Annotated in this window: 15 protein-coding genes; 14 read left to right on the forward strand and 1 reads right to left on the reverse strand. The window is 63.1% G+C overall.

Annotated features, from left to right (window positions below):
* Positions 1-165 precede the first annotated feature (165 nt).
* Positions 166-984 carry an inositol-phosphate phosphatase gene (suhB, locus tag TZ03_RS20255; RefSeq protein ID WP_051099956.1) on the reverse strand — a complete coding sequence of 273 codons (819 nt, stop codon included), beginning with the start codon at positions 982-984 and terminating at the stop codon, positions 166-168.
* Between the two features lie 151 nt (positions 985-1135).
* Between suhB and trmJ the strand changes: the two genes are divergently transcribed.
* The 14 genes from trmJ to TZ03_RS20325 all read left to right on the forward strand — a co-directional run bounded on the left by trmJ (position 1136) and on the right by TZ03_RS20325 (position 11898).
* Positions 1136-1891, forward strand: a complete 756-nt coding sequence (trmJ, locus tag TZ03_RS20260) for a tRNA (cytosine(32)/uridine(32)-2'-O)-methyltransferase TrmJ (protein ID WP_051099957.1) — start codon at positions 1136-1138, stop codon at positions 1889-1891.
* A gap of 4 nt (positions 1892-1895) precedes the next feature.
* On the forward strand, positions 1896-2681 hold the full coding sequence (gene cysE / locus TZ03_RS20265) for a serine O-acetyltransferase (protein WP_051099958.1): 786 nt from the start codon (positions 1896-1898) through the stop codon (positions 2679-2681).
* Between the two features lie 180 nt (positions 2682-2861).
* Complete coding sequence (gene iscR, locus TZ03_RS20270; protein WP_051099959.1) at positions 2862-3353, forward strand: Fe-S cluster assembly transcriptional regulator IscR; 492 nt, start codon at positions 2862-2864, stop codon at positions 3351-3353.
* A gap of 47 nt (positions 3354-3400) precedes the next feature.
* Entirely contained in the window at positions 3401-4615 is a 1215-nt protein-coding gene (locus tag TZ03_RS20275) for an IscS subfamily cysteine desulfurase (RefSeq protein WP_051099960.1), read from the forward strand.
* Between the two features lie 46 nt (positions 4616-4661).
* Positions 4662-5048, forward strand: coding sequence for a Fe-S cluster assembly scaffold IscU (iscU, locus tag TZ03_RS20280; protein ID WP_003248539.1), 387 nt, complete (start codon positions 4662-4664; stop codon positions 5046-5048).
* A gap of 28 nt (positions 5049-5076) precedes the next feature.
* On the forward strand, positions 5077-5400 hold the full coding sequence (gene iscA / locus TZ03_RS20285) for an iron-sulfur cluster assembly protein IscA (protein ID WP_003248536.1): 324 nt from the start codon (positions 5077-5079) through the stop codon (positions 5398-5400).
* An 8-nt stretch (positions 5401-5408) separates the two neighbouring features.
* A complete protein-coding gene (hscB, locus tag TZ03_RS20290; RefSeq protein ID WP_051099961.1) occupies positions 5409-5930 on the forward strand; it encodes a co-chaperone HscB in 522 nt (173 codons plus the stop codon).
* Positions 5931-5972: 42 nt separating this feature from the next.
* Entirely contained in the window at positions 5973-7835 is a 1863-nt protein-coding gene (gene hscA / locus TZ03_RS20295) for a Fe-S protein assembly chaperone HscA (RefSeq protein ID WP_051099962.1), read from the forward strand.
* Positions 7836-7838: 3 nt separating this feature from the next.
* On the forward strand, positions 7839-8180 hold the full coding sequence (gene fdx, locus TZ03_RS20300; protein ID WP_051099963.1) for an ISC system 2Fe-2S type ferredoxin: 342 nt from the start codon (positions 7839-7841) through the stop codon (positions 8178-8180).
* A 10-nt stretch (positions 8181-8190) separates the two neighbouring features.
* Positions 8191-8391, forward strand: coding sequence for a Fe-S cluster assembly protein IscX (gene iscX / locus TZ03_RS20305; RefSeq protein ID WP_023382209.1), 201 nt, complete (start codon positions 8191-8193; stop codon positions 8389-8391).
* Positions 8392-8480: 89 nt separating this feature from the next.
* Positions 8481-8912: a nucleoside-diphosphate kinase gene (gene ndk / locus TZ03_RS20310; RefSeq protein ID WP_023382208.1), complete on the forward strand. Its 432-nt coding sequence runs from the start codon at positions 8481-8483 to the stop codon at positions 8910-8912.
* Positions 8913-8936: 24 nt separating this feature from the next.
* A complete protein-coding gene (gene rlmN / locus TZ03_RS20315) occupies positions 8937-10082 on the forward strand; it encodes a 23S rRNA (adenine(2503)-C(2))-methyltransferase RlmN (protein WP_051099964.1) in 1146 nt (381 codons plus the stop codon).
* 14 nt (positions 10083-10096) lie between these two features.
* Entirely contained in the window at positions 10097-10858 is a 762-nt protein-coding gene (gene pilW / locus TZ03_RS20320) for a type IV pilus biogenesis/stability protein PilW (RefSeq protein ID WP_051099965.1), read from the forward strand.
* Positions 10855-11898, forward strand: coding sequence for a helix-turn-helix domain-containing protein (locus TZ03_RS20325; RefSeq protein WP_051099966.1), 1044 nt, complete (start codon positions 10855-10857; stop codon positions 11896-11898). Before pilW ends, TZ03_RS20325 begins: the two co-directional genes overlap by 4 nt.
* Positions 11899-11901 lie beyond the last annotated feature (3 nt).

Below are 11901 nucleotides of genomic sequence, written 5' to 3' on the forward strand. Positions count from 1 at the left end.
CCATCGCCGGCAAGCCAGCTCCCACAGGAGAGCATTAGGCCCAAGGTCTGCGGATAACCTTGTGGGAGCTGGCTTACCGGCGATGAGGCCAGCACAGGCAATGCAAAACCACCAGGCACAAAAAAGCACCCCGAGGGGTGCTTTTTGTTTGCCGGCCATTCGCGCTTAGCGCTTCATGCTCTCTGGCAGGTGCGGCTGGATAGCGGTCAGCACGGCCTTGAAGCACTTGATGTTGCCCGCAACGATATGGCCTTTGTCGAGGAAGTCGTGGCCACCGTTGAAGTCGCTCACCAGGCCGCCGGCCTCCTGGATCAGCAGCACGCCGGCCGCCATGTCCCATTCGGACAGGCCCGACTCCCAGAAAGCGTCGAAGCGGCCTGCGGCCACGTAGGCCAGGTCCAGGCTAGCGGAGCCAGCGCGGCGGATGCCGGCGGTCTGGCCAGTCAAGGCGCGGAACATGCCCAGGTAGTTGTCCAGGTCGGCCATCTGGCTGTCACGGAACGGGAAGCCGGTGCCCAGCAGGGCGCCTTCCAGGCTGGTGCGCGAGCTAACGCGCAGGCGGCGGCCGTTGAGTTGGGCGCCACGGCCACGGCTGGCGGTGAACTCTTCCTGGCGAACCGGGTCGACGATCACGGCATGCTCAAGGCGGCCACGGTATTTGCAGGCGATGCTGACCGCGAAGTGCGGGATGCCACGCAGGAAGTTGGTGGTGCCGTCCAGCGGGTCGATGATCCACAGGTAATCCTTGCCTTCTTCGCCGCTGCCCGCGTGCAGGCCGGTTTCCTCGCCCTGGATGGAGTGGTTCGGGTAGGCCTTGCGCAGGGCGTTGACGATGCTCTGCTCGGCGGCGCGATCGACTTCGGAAACGTAGTCTTTGGCCTCTTTCTCATCGACCTTGATGCTATCCAGGCGTTCGATGGAGCGGAAAATCAGTTCACTGGCGCTGCGAGCGGCGCGCAGGGCGATATTCAGCATAGGCTGCATGGGCGGGTCACCTGGAGATGTTAAAGAAGAAAGCCGACCATTCTAGCAGAAAACTTTGGCGGCAGAAGTGTCACATTTGCTTTCATGGCGTTACGTCTGTCGGTTCTGTAAGATCGAAGGCCCTGATTCCTGCATCTGTGAGCACAACACCTTGCTGCAAAATATTCGTGTTGTTCTGGTCAATACCAGCCACCCCGGCAACATCGGCGGCGCTGCGCGTGCCATGAAAAACATGGGCTTGTCGCGTCTGGTGCTGGTGCAGCCGAAAGAGTTTCCCGCCGTGGATGCCAGCGCCCGTGCTTCGGGTGCCGACGATGTGCTGGACAACGCCCAGGTAGTCGACAGCCTCGAGCAGGCCCTGGTCGGCTGTAACCTGGTGATGGGTACCAGCGCCCGCGAGCGGAGCATCCCCTGGCCGCTGATCGGGCCCCGTGAGTGCGGCGCCAAGGCGGTGGAACATGCCATGGGCAGCGAGGAAATCGCCCTGGTGTTCGGCCGCGAACACGCCGGCCTGACCAACGAAGAACTGCAGCGATGTCACTTCCACGTGCACATTCCCTCGAACCCCGACTTCAGCTCGCTGAACCTGGCCGCCGCCGTCCAGGTGCTCGCCTACGAGGTGCGCATGGCCTGGCTGGCCGCCGGTGAGGCGCCGGGCAAAGTCGAGAAGGTCGACGCCAGTGAGCTGGCGACCATGGACGAAATGGAGCTGTTCTACGACCACCTGGAGAAAACCCTGGTGGGTATCGGCTTCCTCGACCCCGAGAAGCCCAAGCACCTGATGCCGCGCCTGCGCCGGCTGTATGGGCGAGTGGCGGTCGAGCGTTCGGAAATGAGCATTTTGCGCGGCATCCTCACCGAGACCCAGAAAGTGGTCCGGGGCGAGCCGCATAAACGGAAGGACTGATCAGATGTTCGAACGCCTGCGTGAAGATATTCAAAGCGTATTCCATCGTGACCCGGCGGCGCGCAACGCCTTCGAGGTGCTCACCTGCTACCCGGGCATGCATGCCATCTGGCTGCACCGCCTGGGCCATGCCCTGTGGAAGCGTGATTTCAAGTGGCTGGCCCGCCTGGTATCGAACTTCGGCCGCTGGCTGACCGGTATCGAGATCCACCCCGGCGCCACCATCGGCCGGCGCTTCTTCATTGACCACGGCATGGGCATCGTCATTGGCGAAACCGCCGAGATCGGCGACGACGTCACCCTGTACCAGGGCGTGACCCTGGGCGGTACCAGCTGGAACAAAGGCAAGCGCCACCCCACCCTGGAAAACGGCGTGGTGGTTGGGGCGGGGGCCAAGGTGCTGGGCCCGTTCACCGTCGGCGCCGGGGCCAAGATCGGCTCCAACGCGGTGGTAACAAAGGCGGTGCCGGCCGGTGCCACGGCGGTGGGTATTCCTGGGCGGATCATCGTCAAGACTGAAGACAGCGAAGTCGAGGCCAAGCGCAAGGCCATGGCCGAGAAGATCGGTTTCGACGCCTACGGTGTCAGTGGTGACATGCCCGACCCGGTTGCGCGGGCCATCGGCCAGATGCTCGACCACCTGCAGGCCGTCGACGAGCGGTTGGAGGGTATGTGTGGCGCGCTGACCAAGATGGGCAGTGACTACTGTGCCAAGGAGCTGCCGGCCTTGCCGGAAGACGACTTCACCGAGGTTGCCCAGGCCGCCCAGCGCGACACTCAGTCGCATTGATTGCGCCGTGCTGAAATCATAGTGACATACGGGGCGTGTGCTCACGCCCCTCGTCTGCTACAATCGCGCCCGCCTCCCCGATGCAAAGCCCGACTAAAGCACTAGGTCTAATAGTTGACTTAAATGCTCGGGAATCGCATACTCGCACACATCCTGTAACTCCCGTGGTACCCAATAGCCATGCGACTGACTACCAAAGGCCGATACGCCGTGACTGCCATGCTCGACCTGGCGTTGCACGCGCAGCATGGGCCGGTGTCTTTGGCCGATATTTCCGAGCGCCAGGGCATTTCCCTCTCTTATCTGGAGCAGCTGTTCGCCAAGCTGCGCCGCAGCAGCCTGGTCTCCAGCGTGCGTGGTCCAGGTGGTGGCTACCAGCTGTCGCGGGGCATGGAAACCATCCAGGTGGCCCAGGTCATCGACGCGGTCAACGAGTCGGTCGATGCCACCCGTTGCCAGGGCCTCGGGGACTGCCATGCCGGTGACACCTGCCTGACCCACCACCTGTGGTGCGACCTCAGCCAGCAGATCCATGAATTCCTCAGCGGCATCAGCCTGGCCGACCTCGTCATGCGCCGTGAGGTGCAGGAAGTCGCCCAGCGCCAGGACTTGCGCCGTGTCGCCGGCCGAGCCGCCCAGTTGGACAAGATTGAGACGTCCGCCGTCGACTGATCCCGCTGGGAACGACGAGCGACGCCACCGCCTGATAGGAGAGACAAATGAAGTTGCCGATCTACCTCGATTACTCCGCGACCACCCCGGTCGACCCACGTGTGGCCCAGAAGATGGCCGACTGCCTGCTGGTCGACGGGAACTTCGGTAACCCGGCTTCGCGCTCCCACGTCTTCGGCTGGAAGGCCGAGGAAGCGGTCGAGAACGGCCGTCGCCAGGTTGCCGAACTGATCAACGCCGATCCGCGCGAAATCGTCTGGACCAGCGGTGCCACCGAGTCCGACAACCTCGCACTCAAAGGTGTCGCGCACTTCTATCAGACCAAGGGCAAGCACATCATCACCTCCAAGATCGAGCACAAGGCGGTTCTGGATACCGCTCGCCAGCTGGAGCGTGAAGGTTTCGAAGTCACCTACCTCGAGCCCGGCGCAGACGGCATCGTCACCCCGGCCATGGTCGAGGCGGCGCTGCGCGACGACACCATCCTGGTCTCGCTGATGCACGTCAACAATGAAGTCGGCTCGATCAACGACATCGCCGCCATCGGTGAACTGACCCGTTCGCGCGGCGTACTGTTCCACGTCGACGCCGCCCAGTCGGCCGGCAAGGTCGAAATCGACCTGCAAAAGCTCAAAGTCGACCTGATGTCGTTCTCGGCACACAAGGTCTACGGCCCCAAAGGCATCGGCGCGCTGTACGTCAGCCGCAAGCCGCGGGTACGCCTGGAAGCCATCATTCACGGCGGTGGCCATGAGCGCGGCATGCGTTCGGGCACCCTGCCGACCCACCAGATCGTCGGCATGGGCGAAGCCTTCGCCATCGCCAAGCAGGAAATGGCCGCTGAAAACGTGCGCATCAAAGCCCTGAGCGACCGCTTCTTCAAGCAGGTCTCTGGCCTCGAGGAACTGTACGTCAACGGCAGCCAGACCGCCCGCGTGCCGCACAACCTGAACCTGAGCTTCAACTACGTCGAAGGCGAATCGCTGCTGATGTCGCTGAAGGACATCGCCGTATCGTCCGGTTCGGCATGCACCTCCGCATCGCTCGAGCCGTCGTACGTACTGCGCGCTCTGGGCCGCAACGACGAGCTGGCGCACAGCTCGATCCGCTTCTCCTTCGGCCGCTTCACCACCGAAGAAGAAGTCGACTACGCCGCGCAGAAGGTCTGCGAGGCCGTAAACAAACTGCGTGAGCTGTCGCCGCTGTGGGACATGTACAAAGACGGCGTTGACATCTCCAAGATCGAGTGGGCCGCCCACTAAGCAGTCGCCGGCAAGAGCGGCTCCCTGATGAGGAAGGAATTGCACCATGGCATACAGTGAAAAGGTCATCGACCACTACGAAAACCCACGCAACGTCGGCAAGATGAATGCCGAGGACCCGGATGTCGGTACCGGCATGGTCGGCGCCCCGGCGTGCGGTGACGTGATGCGTCTGCAAATCAAGGTCAACGAGCAGGGCGTTATCGAAGACGCCAAGTTCAAGACCTACGGCTGCGGTTCGGCCATCGCTTCCAGCTCCCTCGCCACCGAGTGGATGAAGGGCAAGACCCTGGACGAAGCCGAAACCATCAAGAACACCCAGCTGGCCGAAGAACTGGCGTTGCCGCCGGTCAAGATCCACTGCTCGGTACTCGCCGAAGATGCCATCAAGGCAGCCGTACGCGATTACAAGCAGAAGAAAGGCTTGATCTAAGTCGCCTGTTGCAAGGTAAGGAGTCCTGATGGCTATCAGCATGACAGAAGCCGCCGCCAACCACATTCGCCGCTCCCTCGACGGGCGCGGCAAAGGTGAGGGCATTCGCCTGGGCGTGCGCACCACCGGTTGCTCGGGCCTGGCCTACGTGCTGGAGTTCGTCGACGAGCTGGCGGACGAAGACCAGGTGTTCGAGAACCATGGCGTAAAGGTGATCATCGATCCCAAGAGCCTGGTCTACCTCGACGGCACCGAGCTGGACTTCGTCAAGGAAGGGTTGAACGAAGGCTTCAAGTTCAACAACCCCAACGTGCGCGGTGAGTGTGGCTGCGGCGAAAGCTTCAACGTTTGAGGCTGGCTGTGGGTACTCCTTGTCATTTCGCATTGTTTGACCTCCAGCCAAGCTTCCGCCTGGACCTCGACAAGCTGGCCACTCGCTATCGCGAGCTGGCCCGCGAAGTCCATCCCGACCGCTTTGCCGACGCTTCCGAGCGCGAGCAGCGTGTAGCGCTGGAAAAGTCCGCGGCCCTCAACGACGCCTACCAGACCCTGCGCAGTGCGCCGCGCCGAGCCCGCTACCTGCTGGCCATCAGCGGCCATGAAGTGCCCCAGGAAGTCACGGTCCATGACCCCGACTTCCTGTTGCAGCAGATGCAGTGGCGTGAAGAGCTCGAAGAGCTGCAGGACGAAGCCGACCTTGATGGTGTCGGTGTGTTCAAGAAGCGCCTGAAGGCTGCCCAGGACACGCTGAACGAGGACTTTGCTGCCTGCTGGGATGCCCCAGGCGAGCGCGACAAGGCCGAACGGCTGATGCGCCGCATGCAGTTCCTCGACAAGCTCGCCCAAGAAGTGCGCCAACTGGAAGAGCGCCTCGACGATTAACCCGGTGTCGCCCGTGATGGCACCTAAGGTATTCAGATAAGCATGGCCCTACTGCAGATTGCCGAACCCGGTCAAAGCCCTCAGCCGCACCAGCGCCGCCTGGCGGTGGGGATCGACTTGGGTACCACCAACTCTTTGGTCGCCGCACTGCGCAGCGGCCGTAGCGAGCCCCTGCCCGACGCGCAGGGCAACGTCATTCTGCCGTCCGCGGTGCGCTACCTCGAAGGGCGCAACGAAGTGGGGCAGGCAGCACGTGATGCTGCTTCCAGCGACCCGCTGAACACCGTGCTGTCGGTCAAGCGCCTGATGGGGCGCGGCCTGGCCGACGTCAAGCAACTGGGCGAGCAACTGCCGTACCGTTTTGTCGGCGGTGAATCGCACATGCCGTTCATCGACACGGTGCAGGGGCCGAAAAGCCCGGTGGAAGTGTCCGCCGACATCCTCAAGGTGCTGCGCGAGCGTGCCGAAGCCACCCTGGGCGGCGAGCTGGTGGGCGCGGTGATCACCGTGCCGGCCTATTTCGACGACGCCCAGCGCCAGGCCACCAAGGACGCTGCGCGCCTGGCCGGCCTGAACGTGTTGCGCTTGCTCAACGAGCCAACTGCTGCCGCGGTGGCCTACGGCCTGGACCAGAACGCCGAAGGCGTGGTGGCCATCTATGACCTGGGTGGTGGCACTTTCGATATTTCCATCCTGCGTCTGACCGCTGGCGTGTTCGAAGTACTGGCCACCGGTGGCGATACCGCCCTGGGCGGTGATGACTTCGACCACGCGATCGCTGGCTGGATCATCGAGCAGGCCGGCCTGTCGTCCGACCTCGACCCGGCTACCCAGCGCGCGCTGCTGCAAACCGCCTGCGCCGCCAAGGAAGCACTGACCGACGCCGATGTGGTCAGCGTCAGCCATGGCGCCTGGCAGGGCGAGCTCAGCCGTGCCGGCTTCGAAGCCATGATCGAGCCCTTGGTCGCCCGCAGCCTCAAGGCCTGCCGCCGCGCCGTGCGCGACAGTGGCATCGAGCTGGAAGAAGTCAGCGCCGTGGTCATGGTCGGTGGTTCCACCCGCGTGCCGCGTGTGCGCGAAGCCGTGGGCGCGCTGTTCGGTCGCACCCCGCTGACCTCGATCGACCCTGACCAGGTGGTGGCCATCGGTGCTGCCATCCAGGCCGATACCTTGGCCGGCAACCGCCGCGAAGGTGGCGAACTGCTACTGCTCGATGTCATCCCGCTGTCGCTCGGCCTCGAGACCATGGGCGGGTTGATGGAGAAGGTGATCCCGCGCAACACCACCATTCCGGTGGCGCGTGCCCAGGAATTCACCACCTATAAAGATGGCCAGTCGGCCATGATGATCCACGTCCTGCAGGGTGAGCGCGAGCTGATCAGCGACTGCCGCTCGCTGGCGCGCTTCGAGCTGCGCGGCATCCCGGCCATGGTCGCCGGTGCCGCGAAAATCCGCGTCACCTTCCAGGTCGATGCCGATGGCCTGCTAAGTGTCGCCGCCCGTGAGTTGGGCTCAGGCGTGGAAGCCAGCATCCAGGTCAAGCCGTCCTACGGCCTGACCGACGGCGAAATCGCCCGCATGCTCAAGGATTCCTTCGAACACGCAGGCTCCGACAAGCAGGCCCGCCAGCTGCGTGAGCACCAGGTGGACGGCGAGCGCCTGCTCGAAGCGGTACAGGGCGCCCTGGACGCTGATGGCGAGCGTCTGCTCAGCAGTGACGAGCGCGACGCCATCGAATTCCAGATGCAAGAACTACGTGATTTGCTAGCCGGCACCGATGGCGCAGCCATCGAGCAACAGACCAAGCGTCTGTCGCAGGTGACCGACGCATTTGCCGCCCGTCGCCTTGATTCGACGGTCAAAGCCGCACTGGCCGGGCGCAACCTGAATGAGATCGAGGAGTAATCGATGCCGCTGGTGACATTCCTGCCGCATGAGAAGTTCTGCCCCGAAGGGCTGACCGTGGAGGTGCCGACCGGGACCAACATCCTGGAGCTGGCCCACGACCATCACATCGAGATGGAAAGCGCCTGCGGCGGCGTCAAGGCCTGCACCACCTGCCACTGCATCGTGCGCAAGGGCTTCGACTCGCTGGAAGAAGCCGACGAGCTGGAAGAGGACATGCTGGACAAGGCCTGGGGCCTGGAGGCTCAATCGCGCCTCGGCTGCCAGGTGTTTGTCGGTGACGAGGACCTGGTCATCGAGATTCCCAAGTATTCGCTCAACCACGCCGCCGAAGCGCCGCACTGAGGTTTGCCCCATGAGCCTGAAATGGATTGATGTACTTGAGATCGCCATTCAGCTTGCAGAAAGCAAGCCGGACGTCGATCCTCGTTATGTGAATTTCGTCGATCTGCACCGCTGGGTGCTGGCCTTGCCAGAATTCAGCGACGATCCGTCACGCGGCGGTGAGAAAGTGCTCGAGGCCATCCAGGCGGCCTGGATCGAAGAAGCCGACTGAACGCATCCTGCAGGTTAGGCAATCCCCTGGAACCCGCGTATAATTCGCGGGTTTAATTTTTCGCAACACTCATTTTTCTGGAGTTTTCCATGGCTGTTCAACGTACTTTCTCCATCATCAAGCCTGACGCCGTTGCCAAGAACGTCATCGGCGAGATCACCACTCGTTTCGAGAAAGCCGGCCTGCGCGTCGTCGCTTCGAAAATGAAGCAACTGTCCAAAGCCGAAGCCGAAGGCTTCTACGCCGAGCACAAAGAGCGCGGCTTCTTCGCTGACCTGGTTGCCTTCATGACTTCCGGTCCGGTCATCGTTCAGGTTCTGGAAGGCGAAAACGCCGTTCTGGCCAACCGCGAGCTGATGGGCGCCACCAACCCGAAAGAAGCTGCTGCCGGCACCATCCGTGCTGACTTCGCCGTTTCCATCGACGAAAACGCTGTTCACGGTTCCGACTCGGAAGCTTCGGCTGCCCGCGAAATCGCTTACTTCTTCTCCGCTACCGAGCTGTGCGACCGCATTCGCTAAGCGAAGCAGGTCTTGGGTGATTCCATGAGTGACATGACTGGCAAGATCAACCTGTTGGGCCTGACCCTGCAGGAAATGGAAAAATTCTTCGAATCGATCGGAGAGAAGCGTTTTCGTGCCGGTCAGGTCATGAAATGGATTCACCACTTTGGCGTCGACGATTTCGCCGCCATGACCAATGTCGGCAAGGCCTTGCGCGAAAAGCTCGAGGCCGTTGCCGAAATTCGGGGCCCGGAAGTGGTCAGTGAAGACATTTCCGCCGACGGCACCCGCAAGTGGGTGGTCCGCGTTGCCTCCGGCAGCTGCGTCGAAACCGTCTACATCCCCACCGACGACCGCGGCACCCTGTGCGTATCGTCGCAAGCCGGCTGTGCCCTGGACTGCAGCTTCTGCTCCACCGGCAAGCAAGGCTTCAACAGCAACCTCACCGCCGCCGAAGTGATCGGCCAGGTGTGGCTTGCCAACAAATCCTTCGGGACCGTCCCGGCCAAGATCGACCGCGCCATTACCAACGTGGTCATGATGGGCATGGGCGAACCGCTGCTGAATTTCGACAATGTCATCGCCGCCATGAAGATCATGATGGAAGATCTGGGCTATGGCATTTCCAAGCGTCGCGTCACTCTCTCCACCTCGGGCGTGGTGCCGATGATCGACGAGCTGGCCAAGCACATCGACGTGTCGCTGGCCCTGTCGCTGCACGCGCCGAACGACGAACTGCGCAACAAGCTGGTACCGATCAACAAAAAGTACCCGCTGAAGATGCTGCTGGAATCGTGCATGGGCTACATGTCCACCCTGGGCGGCAAGCGCGTGCTGACTATCGAGTACACCCTGCTCAAGGACGTCAACGACCAGCCTGAGCATGCCGCGCAGATGATCGAGCTGCTGCGTGACGTACCCTGCAAGATCAACCTGATCCCGTTCAACCCGTTCCCGCACTCGGGCTACGAGCGGCCGAGCAACAACGCCATTCGTCGCTTCCAGGACCTGTTGCACCACGGTGGCTTCAACGTCACCACCCGCACCACCCGTGGTGAAGACATCGATGCCGCCTGTGGGCAGCTGGTTGGCCAGGTCAACGACCGCACCCGCCGCAGCGAACGCTACATCGCCGTGCGCCAGCTTTCCGCGGACGTCGAGCTGCAAGACAGCACCGCGCGTCACTGACCGGGACCTTGCCCATGAGCCTGCGCGCCGCGCTGTCGATCCTTGCGCTTTCGCTGCTGGCCGGCTGCGTGTCGGGTGGTGCGGGCGACCCCTTGGCCAGCCGTCAGGGCAGGGCAGAGGCAGGGCGGGCCTATGTGCAGCTCGGGTTGGGGTATTTGCAACAGGGTTTGACCGAGCAGGCCAAGGCGCCGCTGGGCAAGGCGCTGGCCCTGAATGGCCGCGATGCCAATGCGCACGCCGCCCTGGCGCTGGTGTTCCAGGCCGAGGGGGAGCCGGCGCTGGCCGAGTCGCACTTTCGCACGGCACTGCAGGCCGGCACCGATAACACGCGAATTCGCAACAATTACGGCAGTTTCCTTTATGCTCAGGGGCGATTTGCCGAGGCCGAGCAGATGTTTCGCCTGGCCAGCGCCGATACCCTGTATCCTGAGCGCTCACGGGTGTACGAGAACCTGGGCCTGACCGCCCTGAAGCTCGAGCGCCGCGACCAGGCGCATGCTTACCTGCTGAAAGCTTTGCAACTCAACCAGCGGCAACCGAAAGCGTTGCTGGAAATGGCTGAGTTGTCCTACGAAAACAGGCATTATGTGCCGGCCCGGGACTACTACGATCGTTTCAGCCAGTTGAGCGACCATGATGCCCGTAGCCTGCTGCTGGGCAGCCGCCTTGCCCGGGTATTCGACGAGCAGGGCACACTGGCCGAACTGGGCCAGCAATTACAACGACTTTATCCCGGTACGCCGGAATATCAGCAATACCTGTCGGAGCAACGATGAACGCCGCGCATCCCGAAGTAGCTGTAGCGCCTGGCCAGAACCCCGGTGAGCTTTTGCGCCTGGCCCGTGAGAAGCGGGACTGGTCTCAAGCCGAGGTGGCCCGCAAGCTCAACCTCACTGTCAGTTCGTTGAACCACGTGGAAACCGGCGCCTTCGACAAGCTGCCCGGGCATACTTTCGCCCGTGGTTATATCCGCGCCTATGCCAAGTTGATGGACCTGGACCAGGCTGCCCTGGTAGAGGCCTTCGACCGTTACACCGGCACCCATGCCAAAGGCAGCGACGTGCACTCGCTGGGCCGTATCGAAGAGCCAGTGCGCCTGTCGCACAATATCCTGCGCGGCATCAGCCTGCTGCTGCTGGTGGCCGTTGTCGGCGGTGGCTTCGTCTGGTGGCAGGACCAGGGCAGCCTGCGCGGCAAGGACCTGGCCAAGATCGCCCTGGAGCACGTCGAAGTCGAAAGCGCCGATGGCACCACCCAGATACACCCGCTCGATGAGCCTGAAGACCAGGCTGTTTCCGCTAGCCAGCAGCCCGAAAGCGCGCCGCTTGCGCTGGAGCCGAGCGCTACCGAGCAGCCCGTCGCAGCCGCCGAACAGGCGCCGGCAAGCCCGGCCCCGGCACCTAGCGTTGACGCCGCGCCGGCCCCGGCTGAGCAGGCGCCTGCGCAGCCCGCACCAGCTGCAGCCCCCACCCCGGTAGCAACGGCTGCCCCGGCGCCGGAGGCTGTTGTGCCAGCCGCCAGCGTGCCGGCCGTGGCTGCTGCCGAGCCTGTCGCGCCAGCCGCGGTGCCGGCCGGCAGCGCCAAGGTCGCTATCCAGTTCACCGCCGATTGCTGGACCCAGGTCACCGACGGCAACGGCAAGGTGCTGTTCAGCGCCATCAAGCGCAAGGGGGACAACCTCGAGCTGACCGGCAAGCCGCCATTCTCGGTACGCCTGGGCTTTGCCCGTGGCGCCCAGGTCAGCTACAACGGCCAGGCCGTCGATGTTGCCCCGTTCATCAGTGGCGAGACCGCTCGCCTGAAGTTGGGACAGTAAGTC

Origin of the sequence: Pseudomonas sp. 10-1B (genome assembly GCF_000935045.1) — a bacterium.
Lineage (GTDB): Bacteria > Pseudomonadota > Gammaproteobacteria > Pseudomonadales > Pseudomonadaceae > Aquipseudomonas.

Coding starts and splice junctions, on each gene's coding strand:
- iscX (WP_023382209.1), top strand. CDS start 8,191: ATGAGCCTGAAATGGATTGATGTACTTGAGATCGCCATTCAGCTTGCA.
- hscA (WP_051099962.1), top strand. CDS start 5,973: ATGGCCCTACTGCAGATTGCCGAACCCGGTCAAAGCCCTCAGCCGCAC.
- TZ03_RS20275 (WP_051099960.1), top strand. CDS start 3,401: ATGAAGTTGCCGATCTACCTCGATTACTCCGCGACCACCCCGGTCGAC.
- rlmN (WP_051099964.1), top strand. CDS start 8,937: ATGAGTGACATGACTGGCAAGATCAACCTGTTGGGCCTGACCCTGCAG.
- iscA (WP_003248536.1), top strand. CDS start 5,077: ATGGCTATCAGCATGACAGAAGCCGCCGCCAACCACATTCGCCGCTCC.
- iscU (WP_003248539.1), top strand. CDS start 4,662: ATGGCATACAGTGAAAAGGTCATCGACCACTACGAAAACCCACGCAAC.
- ndk (WP_023382208.1), top strand. CDS start 8,481: ATGGCTGTTCAACGTACTTTCTCCATCATCAAGCCTGACGCCGTTGCC.
- pilW (WP_051099965.1), top strand. CDS start 10,097: ATGAGCCTGCGCGCCGCGCTGTCGATCCTTGCGCTTTCGCTGCTGGCC.
- iscR (WP_051099959.1), top strand. CDS start 2,862: ATGCGACTGACTACCAAAGGCCGATACGCCGTGACTGCCATGCTCGAC.
- cysE (WP_051099958.1), top strand. CDS start 1,896: ATGTTCGAACGCCTGCGTGAAGATATTCAAAGCGTATTCCATCGTGAC.
- suhB (WP_051099956.1), bottom strand. CDS start 984: ATGCAGCCTATGCTGAATATCGCCCTGCGCGCCGCTCGCAGCGCCAGT.
- TZ03_RS20325 (WP_051099966.1), top strand. CDS start 10,855: ATGAACGCCGCGCATCCCGAAGTAGCTGTAGCGCCTGGCCAGAACCCC.
- fdx (WP_051099963.1), top strand. CDS start 7,839: ATGCCGCTGGTGACATTCCTGCCGCATGAGAAGTTCTGCCCCGAAGGG.